Consider the following 2,416-nt stretch of genomic DNA (forward strand, 5'->3'; position numbering starts at 1 on the left):
GCCCGGCCGACGAGGTCGGCGAGTCCGTCGACGAGGCCTCCCGCCGGCCGTTCGACCTGGCGGCCGAACTCCCGCTGCGTGCCCTGCTGCTGCGGATCTCCGCCGAGGAGCACGTCCTGGTCCTGGTGCTGCATCACATCTCCGGTGACGGATGGTCGATGGGCCCGCTGCTGCGTGACCTCGCCGCCGCCTACGCCGCGCGGACGGTGGGGAGCGAGCCGGAGTGGGCGCCGCTGCCCGTCCAGTACGCCGACTACGCGCTCTGGCAGCGCGAGCTGCTCGGTGAGGAGGGCCAGGACGGCCTGCTCGGCGACCAGCTCGCCTACTGGCGGGACAAGTTGGCTGGTCTTCCGGAGGAGTTGGCGTTGCCGGCGGACCGCCCCCGGGGTGCTGTCGCGAGCCATCGGGGTGGTCGGGTCGTTCTTCCGCTGGGTGTCGAACTCCACCGTGCGCTGGTGGTGTTGGCGCGTGAGCAGCGGGTGACGATGTTCATGACCGCTCAGGCGGCTCTTGCGGCGCTGCTGACCCGGCTCGGTGCCGGGACGGATGTGCCGATCGGTTCGGTGACGGCCGGGCGTTCGGACGAGGCGATGGACCAGTTGGTCGGTTTCTTCGTGAACACTCTGGTGTTGCGGACGGACACGTCGGGCGATCCGAGTTTCACCGAGTTGCTGGCCCGGGTCCGGGAGACGCAGCTCGATGCCCACGCGCATCAGGACGTGCCGTTCGAGCGTCTGGTCGAGGAGCTGAATCCGGTCCGTTCGCTGGCCCGGCATCCGTTGTTCCAGGTGATGCTGGTCCTTCAGGGTGGTGGTGACACGGCGCCGTTGGACGCGGCGGGGCTGGATGTCTCCGTGGAGTCGTCGGGTCGTGCGGTCGCGAAGTTCGACCTGAGTGTGGGTATCGGTGAGTCCTTCGGTGCGGACGGTGCGCCGGCGGGTCTGGAGTGTGTGATCGACTTCGCGACGGACCTGTTCGATCAGGGGACGGTCGAGGCGATCGCGGTCCGGTTCGGGCGGCTGCTGGCCGCTGTCGCGGCCGGTCCGGACCTGCCGATCGGCCGGGCGGATCTGCTGTCTTCGGTGGAGCGGGCCGAACTGGTCGGCGGTGTGACGCCGTTGCCTGGGGAGGTGCCGTTGGTTCCGGCGGTGTTCGCGGCCCAGGCGGCGGCGACACCGGAGGCGGTGGCGCTGGTCTGCGGCGAAGAGGCGCTCACCTACCGGGAGTTGAACGACCGGGCGAACCGCCTGGCACACCGGTTGATCGGTGCCGGGGTCCTGCCCGGCGCGGTGGTGGCTCTTGCCCTGCCGCGCTCGGTGGAGACGGTGATCGCACTGCTGGCGGTGCTCAAGGCCGGTGCCGTCCACCTCTCGCTGGACGCCGACTACCCGGCGGAGCGCACCGCCTACACCCTGACGGACGCCGGGCCCGCGCTGGTGCTGACGGACGGCCGCTGGCCGCTGCCCGAACTGCTCGCCGACCTGCCGGTGCTGGACGTGACGGACGCGCCGGGCCCGGCCGAGGACCCGCGACTCGTTCTCCACCCGGAGGACGCGGCGTACGTGATCCACACCTCCGGGTCCACGGGCCGCCCCAAGGGTGTGGTGGTCTCGCACGGCAGCCTGGCCGCCCTGTTGGCCGGCCACCGGGCGGGCATGATGGCGCGCGAGCCCCGCCGGCGTTTCGCGCTGACGGCCTCGCTCTGCTTCGACGCCTCCTGGGACGGCCTGCTGTGGATGGTCGCCGGGCACGAGCTGCACCTGATCGGGGACGAGGTCCGCCGGGACGCCCGACAGTTGGTCCGCCGGGTGCGCGAGAGCGGCATCGACGTGGTGAACGCCACCCCGTCCTTCGCGGTCCAACTCGTCGAGGAGGGCCTGTTGGAGGACCCCGCGCCGAGCGTCTTCCTGGTCGGTGGCGAGGCCGTCGGCCAGGGGCTGTGGACGCGGCTGCGGGAGACTCCGGGCCTGCGGGCGTACAACCTGTACGGGCCGACGGAGTCGACGGTGGACGCGCTAACGCAGCCGATGGAGGCTTCGGAGCGTCCGGTGCTCGGCCGGGCTGTCGCCGGGACGGCGGGGTACGTGCTGGACGAGCACCTGAACCCGGTAACGCCGGGTGTGGCGGGGGAGTTGTACCTCGCGGGTGCCGGCCTGGCCCGGGGCTACCTCAACCGGCCCGCGCTCACGGCGGAACGGTTCGTGGCCAGCCCCTTCGCCCCCGGCAAGCGCATGTACCGCACCGGGGACCTGGTCCGGCGCAACCGCGACGGCGAGCTGGAGTACCTGGGCCGCACCGACGACCAGGTGAAGATCCGTGGCTTCCGGATCGAACTCGGTGAGATCGAGGCCGTGTTGGCGAGCCACCCGGCCGTCCGCCAGGCCGTGGTGACCGTCCGGGAGGGCGAGGACGGGGA

At 71.9% G+C, this 2,416-nt stretch carries 1 protein-coding gene; it reads left to right on the forward strand.

The window, feature by feature from the left end; genetic code table 11:
• The coding region (locus ACFRMQ_RS40145) for an amino acid adenylation domain-containing protein (protein ID WP_380735851.1) at positions 1–2,416 on the forward strand (2,416 nt) is incomplete at both ends.

The organism is Kitasatospora sp. NPDC056783 (assembly GCF_042789895.1).
Taxonomy (GTDB): Bacteria; Actinomycetota; Actinomycetes; order Streptomycetales; family Streptomycetaceae; genus Kitasatospora.